Origin of the sequence: Ruminococcus sp. (genome assembly GCF_019417665.1) — a bacterium.
GTDB lineage: Bacteria > Bacillota > Clostridia > Oscillospirales > Ruminococcaceae > Ruminococcus_C.
On the sequence record NZ_DXUU01000081.1, the window covers coordinates 1 to 7,347 of the forward strand.

At 46.2% G+C, this 7,347-nt stretch carries 7 protein-coding genes; all 7 read left to right on the top strand.

Going from position 1 to position 7,347, the window contains the following annotated elements; all coding sequences use genetic code 11:
* The first annotated feature begins 70 nt into the window (after positions 1-70).
* The 7 genes from kdpC to QZ375_RS13135 all read left to right on the top strand — a co-directional run bounded on the left by kdpC (position 71) and on the right by QZ375_RS13135 (position 7,208).
* Entirely contained in the window at positions 71-679 is a 609-nt protein-coding gene (gene kdpC, locus QZ375_RS13105) for a potassium-transporting ATPase subunit KdpC (protein ID WP_295219701.1), read from the top strand.
* A 1-nt stretch (position 680) separates the two neighbouring features.
* Complete coding sequence (locus tag QZ375_RS13110; RefSeq protein ID WP_295219702.1) at positions 681-1,091, top strand: CBS domain-containing protein; 411 nt, start codon at positions 681-683, stop codon at positions 1,089-1,091.
* 112 nt (positions 1,092-1,203) lie between these two features.
* On the top strand, positions 1,204-2,535 hold the full coding sequence (locus tag QZ375_RS13115) for a potassium transporter TrkG (protein ID WP_295219703.1): 1,332 nt from the start codon (positions 1,204-1,206) through the stop codon (positions 2,533-2,535).
* A 10-nt stretch (positions 2,536-2,545) separates the two neighbouring features.
* Positions 2,546-3,193: a TrkA family potassium uptake protein gene (locus QZ375_RS13120; protein WP_295219704.1), complete on the top strand. Its 648-nt coding sequence runs from the start codon at positions 2,546-2,548 to the stop codon at positions 3,191-3,193.
* Positions 3,194-3,229: 36 nt separating this feature from the next.
* Complete coding sequence (locus QZ375_RS13125; RefSeq protein ID WP_295219705.1) at positions 3,230-3,748, top strand: LysR substrate-binding domain-containing protein; 519 nt, start codon at positions 3,230-3,232, stop codon at positions 3,746-3,748.
* Positions 3,749-3,820: 72 nt separating this feature from the next.
* On the top strand, positions 3,821-6,514 hold the full coding sequence (locus tag QZ375_RS13130; RefSeq protein WP_295219706.1) for a sensor histidine kinase KdpD: 2,694 nt from the start codon (positions 3,821-3,823) through the stop codon (positions 6,512-6,514).
* Entirely contained in the window at positions 6,507-7,208 is a 702-nt protein-coding gene (locus QZ375_RS13135) for a response regulator transcription factor (protein WP_295219707.1), read from the top strand. The genes QZ375_RS13130 and QZ375_RS13135 overlap by 8 nt, the downstream gene beginning before the upstream one ends.
* Positions 7,209-7,347: the final 139 nt, after the last annotated feature.

Genomic DNA, 7,347 nt, shown 5'->3' on the forward strand with positions numbered 1-7,347 from the left:
GCCTGGCTGGGAAAAAGAAAATTGCCACGACTGCGGGCACCTTGTCTACCACAAAAGGAGGGGATATATCATGAAAACAATAAAAAGTGTATTACCAAAGGCAGGTATGATCTTTTTAATCTTTACTCTGCTGTGCGGCGTGATCTATACGGGTGTTGTCACAGGAATTGCTCAGCTAATTTTCCCGGACAATGCAGACGGAAGCATCATTGAAGTAGACGGGAAAAAATATGGCTGTGAGTTGCTGGGGCAGCAATATACAGATGAAGCCCATATGTGGGGGCGCATTATGAATATTGATGTTTCAACCTATACGGATGAAAACGGAAAGGCACTGATGTACGCCGCTCCCTCCAACCTCTCTCCGGCAAGTGAGGAATATGCACAGCTTGTGGCAGAACGTGTAGAAAAGCTCCGCAATGCAAATTCTGAAATGGACGAAACAGCTGTTCCGGTGGACCTTGTCACCTGTTCCGGCAGTGGGCTTGATCCCCATATTTCCCCGGCAGCAGCGGAATATCAGGTAGCACGCATTGCAAAGGCAAATGATATGACCGAAGATGAAGTGCGTGAGATCATCCAAAACTGCACCGACGGTCGGTTCCTTGGCATCTTTGGTGAAGAGACCGTCAATGTGCTGGAAGTCAATCTGGTGCTGGACGGTATTCTGGAGGGGTGAAATGAACATAGCTAAAATCATGATTCCCAAAATCTCCACTGTATTTCTTCATGAAAAGGATACGATTCGTCAGGGATTGGAACGGTTTATGGTACATGGCTATACCGCTGTCCCGGTACTGAATGATCAGGAACAGTATATTGGAAGCGTGACGGAGGGAGATTTCCTCCGCCACCTTCTTGTTTGCCAGACAACAGACTTGAAAGTACAGGAGGGATACCGACTTGGCAGCATTGTTCGCAGAGATTTTTGCCCTACGTTACAAATAGATGCAGATTTCGAGCAAGTTGTAACTTCCATGCTGAATCAGAATTTTGTCCCCATCGTTGATGGCCGGAATGTTCTATGCGGGATTCTGACAAGGAAACGGCTGATTGAATTTCTGGCACAAGATCGTGATAAAAAAGAATAAGTCCTGCATCTTTAGACGGCCTTAATACAGATACACATTCTCTTTTACCTTCTTTACGCCCTTTGATTTATGATTAAGGGCACATAAAGGGGTATAAAGGAGGATTGCAGTTATGGGAGTAGTGTTGTTAAAAAGGAAGTTGACTTCGTTTCAAATTATCATCCTCGGGTTTTCCGGTGTGATCCTTTTCGGCACCTTCCTTTTAATGCTACCGTTTTCCAGTCGCAGCGGACTGGCAACGCCTTTCTCGGAGGCATTGTTTACTTCTACTTCAGCAGTCTGTGTAACCGGACTCATTATACATGATACGGCAACATACTGGTCGGCCTTCGGCCAGTTTGTCATTTTACTGCTGATTCAGATTGGAGGCATGGGGGTTATTACCGTAGCCGCATCCTTTGCAATGATTTCCGGTCGGAAGATTTCTTTGATGCAGCGCAGTACCATGCAGGAGGCGATTTCAGCGCCAAAGGTAGGGGGAATCGTTCGCCTGACTGGCTTTATCGTCAGGGTGACACTGGTGATGGAACTGCTGTGTGCAGCCGTGATGGCGCCGGTGTTTTGCCGTGACTTCGGAAAAATTGGCCTTTGGATGGCACTGTTTCATTCCGTGTCCGCTTTTTGCAACGCAGGCTTTGATCTGTTGGGTGTGCGCACTCCCTTTTCCTCCCTGACCAGCTATGCAGCGAATCCAGTCATAAACTTTACGATTATGTTCTTGATTGTGTTTGGCGGCATTGGCTTTCTGACTTGGGATGATATTCGGACAAACCGATTGCATTTGCACAAATATCGGATGCAGAGTAAGGTGATTCTTTGTACCACAGCGGTTTTATTGATCGTTCCGGCAATGTACTTTTATTTTTTTGAGTTTGCTGATCTTACCCAAAAGGAGCGGCTTTTATCTTCTCTTTTTCAAGCTGTGACACCACGAACGGCGGGTTTTAATACAGTGGATTTAACGGATTTGAGTGAGGCCGGACAATTTATCACCATTGCGCTGATGCTGATCGGCGGTAGTCCCGGGTCTACCGCAGGCGGTTTGAAAACAACAACCATTGCTGTTTTGCTGACTACTGCAATTTCCACCTTTCGGCGCAGAGAAAATGCACACCTCTTTGGACGTCGCATCGATGATGATGTCGTAAAAAACGCAGCGACAATTTCGCTAATGTATATTACGCTATGTTGTACCGGTGGCCTTATCATCAGCGTTTCCGAAGGACTTCCCATGCTTACCTGCCTTTTTGAAACTGCCTCGGCTGTTGGCACAGTCGGCCTGTCTCTGGGGATTACACCGGAACTGAATCTGCTCTCACGGAGTTTTTTGATTCTGCTGATGTTTTTTGGGCGAGTAGGTGGCCTTACATTGATTTTTGCGGCCTTGTCCAGTGCACAAAAGAAAGTTTCAAAACTACCAAAGGAAAAAATAACAGTAGGATAAAGGAGACATTATGAAATCAATTCTTCTAATTGGTCTGGGGCGATTTGGAAAGCATATTGCCCTGCACTTGAATCATTTGGGTCATCAAGTGATGGCGGTAGATACTTCGGAGGAACGTGTAGAGGCTGTTCTGCCCCTTGTTACCAATGCACAGATTGGAGACAGTACGAATGCCGATTTCCTGGAATCTCTCGGTGTTCGCAACTATGATGTATGCATTGTGGCCATCGGCAACAACTTTCAAAGTTCATTGGAAACGACTTCTCTGCTCAGTGAATTAGGAGCGAGGTTTGTAGTTTCCCGAGCTGCAACTGATGTTCAGGAAAAATTTTTGCTGCGTAACGGTGCAAATGAAGTAGTCTACCCGGAAAAACAGCTCGCAAAGTGGACAGCAATCCGTTACAGTGCGGATCACATTCTCGATTACATAGAACTGGATGAAAATCATGCCATGTTTGAGATTCCCATTCCCAAAGATTGGGCGAACCATTCGATTGGAGAGCTTGATATTCGTAAAAAATTCAATATTAACATTATGGGAATCAAGAAAAGCGGCAAGCTGGAGTTATCTATTTCTTCAGACACAGTGCTGAAAGCAGGAGATACCATGTTGGCGTTGGGAAGTAACAGAAATTTGCAAAGGTGCTTTCATACTTGATTTTAAGAAAAATCAAAGGAATTGGGGGGTGAATCCATGCAGGATGTTATTTTACTTGTAAGTACATCAGCCATATTCATTTTTGGGTACTTTCTGACGAAAAAACTGGATGTTTTTCTGGAAAACAATTGGAATAGACAAGAAACTGCTCTGACTTACGGCGAAAACAGCTTGCGAATTGGTTTTTCCAACCCATTCATGGCAGGCGGTCTCGCAGATGCTTTCGAGACTTACGGAAAGCAGCATCCAGATGTCTCTATCCATATTTTCAGCGGAGAAGAAAGTGAATTGTGCAGAGAACTGGAAACACACAAATTGGACATAATTTTTTTACCAGAGAATACAGACATATCAAAAAAAACTCATTATAATACACGGATGGTGCTTCTTCGTTGCGCCCCGGTTGTGATGGAATATGCTGACTTGCCCATTGAGCCGATTACCCAGAATCAAATCACACAAATGGCACTATGGAGGGATTCCCAAAAATCACCTGTCATCGATTTTTTCATTGGATGCCTGAACAAATTTGCCGTGGATCCGTCGCAGATGTAGGTTTTGACATTGTGTGTTATAATATTGAAAAAGGGAATCGCTTTTACTTGAGTGACAGATAGGGGGGTTAAAATGGAACTGCCAAGACAAGATCCGGATCAGCTTCTTCGTGCGATCCGTAACGATGCATCCACTAAGAAAAGCGGAAAACTCAAAATCTTTTTCGGTTATGCCGCAGGTGTCGGAAAGACCTATGCCATGCTTCAGGCGGCTCATCAGGCGAAGGAGCGTGGCATCGATGTGGTCGCCGGATACATAGAACCCCATGCCCGCCCCCAGACGATGGCACTTCTGGACGGCTTGGAGCAGCTTCCTGTGAAACAAGTTGCTTACGAAGGAATGACCCTTCGTGAATTTGATATTGATGCTGCGCTCAAGCGAAATCCCCAGCTCATACTGGTGGATGAGTTGGCCCATACCAACGCCGAAAGCAGTCGGCACACGAAGCGGTATCAGGATGTTCAGGAACTGCTAAATGCTGGAATTGATGTCTATACGACTGTAAATGTCCAACATATCGAGAGTCTCAACGATACAGTAGCCTCTATCACCGGAATTCTTGTGCGGGAGCGCATTCCGGATTCCACCTTTGATCAAGCAGATCAGGTAGAACTGGTGGATATTGAGCCTGCGGAGTTGCTGGAACGACTGGCAAGTGGAAATGTGTACCGGGAAGATCAGGCGCAGCGGGCAACAGTTAATTTTTTCACGCTGGAAAATCTCACCGCATTGCGGGAAATCGCCCTCCGTCGGTGCGCTGACCGGGTGAACTTGCTGACGGAAAGCGCCAGAGTACAGAGCCGGGGCGATTACCATACAGACGAGCGCATTCTGGCATGTCTTTCCTCGTCGCCATCCAACGCAAAAATCATTCGGACTGCTGCAAGGATGGCAAGAGCCTTTCGGGGAACATTTACCGCTCTTTATGTGGAAACGCCAAATACAGCGGCGATGAGTGACGATGATAAAAAGCGTTTGCAGGATAATAAGCGTCTGGCCCAGCAACTTGGCGCTGCGATTGAGACAAGTTATGGCGATGACGTGCCTTATCAGATTGCGGAATTTGCCCGTCTTTCCGGCATCTCAAAAATCGTAATTGGACGAAGTACCATTGCACGAAAGAATATTTTCAGCAAGCCCACCTTGACGGAACGCCTGATTTCCAGCGTACCTAATCTGGATATTCATGTGATACCGGATGCCAGCACAGAAACCAGCTATCAGGAAAAAAAGAGAAAGGCGCAGGTAGATGCGATGCCCCTGCGTGATGTTCTGAAGAGTATAGTCGTATTGCTGGTAGCTACACTGATTGGCTGTGGCTTTGACGCTCTTGGGTTCACGGAGAGTAATATTATCGCAGTTTACATATTAGGCGTACTTGTGACCGCTGTAATCACAACCAACCGACTGTGCGGGATTCTGACCTCGGTTGTCAGTGTGCTGGTTTTCAATTTCTTTTTTACCACTCCGAGACTGACATTCCATTTTGACGATCCAAACTATATTGTTACCTTTACCATTATGTTTATAGTAACACTGCTTTCCGGATCTCTTGCTACCCGGCTGAAAGAAAATGCGAAACAATCTGCCCATACAGCTTACCGTACAAAGATTCTTTTTGAAACCAACCAGCTTCTGCAAAAAGAGCAGGATGAGAATGCGGTAATCACCGCTACGGCAGGGCAGCTCATGAAGCTGCTGAAAAAAGATATTGTCGTCTACCTGTCTGATGGTAAAGAACTTGCCACCCCTAACGTTTTTCGTGCTGTTAATAGCATTCAGGAAGATTTAATTTCTGAGAACGAGAAAGCAGTCGCCGATTGGGTCTTCCGAAACAATAAACACGCCGGTGCCACAACAGATACATTATCCAGTGCAAAGTGTTTATACCTTGCGATTCGGGTCAACCAGCATGTATATGGAGTGGCTGGTATTGCGGTGAACGGTATTCCGCTGGACTCTTTCGAAAACAGCGTACTCCTCTCTATTCTGGGCGAGTGTGCTTTGGCACTTGAAAACATCAAAAACGCCAAAGAAAAAGAGGAAGCGGCTGTCCTGGCACAAAATGAACAGCTTCGTGCCAACCTGCTGCGGGCAATCTCCCATGATCTTCGAACCCCTTTGACAGCGATTTCTGGCAGCGCAGGCAATTTGCTTGCAAATTATAAAAAGATGGATGATGCATTGCGGGAGCAGACCTTTACCGATATTTATGACGATTCCATGTGGCTAATCAATCTGGTTGAAAATTTGTTAGCAGTCACACGAATTGAGGGCGGACAGGTCAATTTGACTTGGAGTATCGAACTCATGGATGAGGTCGTTTCTGAAGCACTGAAGCACATCAACAGAAAGAGTAAAGAACACACCATTCGTGTGACCAGCGGTAAAGACTTTATCCTTGCCCACATTGATGCGAAGCTGATCGTTCAGGTTATTATCAATTTGGTGGATAACGCCATCAAATATACCCCTGTCGGTTCCGTAATTGAAATACATACCGATCAAAAAGAGCAATGGGTCACGGTTTCCGTTTCCGACAACGGCCCTGGGATTCCCGATGCGCAGAAACCCCGTATTTTCGATATGTTTTATAGTGGAGCCAATAAAGTGGTCGACAGCCGCAGAAGCCTTGGATTGGGGCTGTCCCTCTGTAAGTCCATTGTGACCGCCCACGGCGGCACGATTTCCGTATCAGACAATCAGCCAAATGGCACTGTGTTCACATTTACATTACCCGCCGGGGAGGTAGAACTTCATGAATAAACCTTTGATATTAGTGGTTGAGGATGACCCGTCTGTACGAAATCTCATTACGACCACTTTAAAAACAAATGATTATCGTTATGTGACAGCACCTAATGGCTCGGCAGCCATTATGGAGACCACATCGCACAATCCTGAAATCATCTTACTGGATTTGGGCTTGCCAGATATGGATGGCGTTCAAGTCATTCAAACGGTTCGCTCCTGGTCCAATGTTCCGATTATTGTAATCAGCGCCCGAAGCGAGGATAACGATAAAATCAAGGCGCTGGATGCCGGAGCGGACGATTATTTGACAAAGCCCTTTTCGGTAGAAGAACTGCTGGCACGACTTCGGGTGACGCAGCGAAGACTCTCTCTGATGACGGCAGAGATGTTTACTGCCAGTTCTATATTTGTGAATGGTAAGTTGAAAGTGGATTATGCCGGGGGATGCGCTTATCTGGATGAAAGCGAACTTCACCTGACACCCATTGAGTATAAGCTGTTGTGTCTGCTGTCCAAGAATGTCGGCAAGGTACTGACCCATACCTTTATCACACAAAATATCTGGGGCCACAGTTGGGATAACGATGTGGCTTCCCTGCGGGTATTTATGGCAACACTGCGGAAAAAGCTGGAGCCAACAGAGGAGTCCCCGCAATACATCCAAACACATATTGGTGTGGGCTATCGTATGATAAAAGTAAATTAATGATATGAGGTCGGCCAGAGTCCGCACATGGCCGGCCTCGCTAATTGTGTTATGACGATTTCTCTTGTCCGTAAAAAATGTTGCATGCCATCGTTCAAATATGTGATTGAGCTCAGCGATCAAGATAAGGCCACGCTCA